Here is a 344-nt window from a genome sequence, read left to right on the forward strand (position 1 = left end):
GCAAGGAACGCAACACAGTGAAAACAAAAAAGATCAAGTTAGCGATAGGCCTGTAGCTCAGCTGGTTAGAGCGCACCCCTGATAAGGGTGAGGTCGGCAGTTCAAGTCTGCCCAGGCCTACCAAATCTTCCTCATGCGGCGTTGGATAGTCGCTCGTTTATTGTTAATAAACTTCGCTCCCATCCGCCTGGCCTGAGAAAGATTACTACTTCGCGTTACGCGTTGCTTATCAAAATGGGGCTATAGCTCAGCTGGGAGAGCGCTTGGTTTGCATCCAAGAGGTCTGCGGTTCGATCCCGCATAGCTCCACCATTTTCTCCACTTCCACATCAGAGCTCAGTAGC

General features: G+C 50.9%; 2 tRNA genes. Both read left to right on the forward strand.

What is annotated here, in order from left to right:
• The first annotated feature begins 46 nt into the window (after window positions 1-46).
• Window positions 47-123 (forward strand) — tRNA-Ile (locus QSJ80_RS15585).
• A 113-nt stretch (window positions 124-236) separates the two neighbouring features.
• Window positions 237-312: transfer RNA gene (locus QSJ80_RS15590), tRNA-Ala, on the forward strand.
• Window positions 313-344 lie beyond the last annotated feature (32 nt).

It is taken from the genome of Biformimicrobium ophioploci (assembly GCF_030270605.1).
In the GTDB taxonomy this organism is placed as follows: Bacteria; Pseudomonadota; Gammaproteobacteria; order Pseudomonadales; family Cellvibrionaceae; genus Biformimicrobium; species Biformimicrobium ophioploci.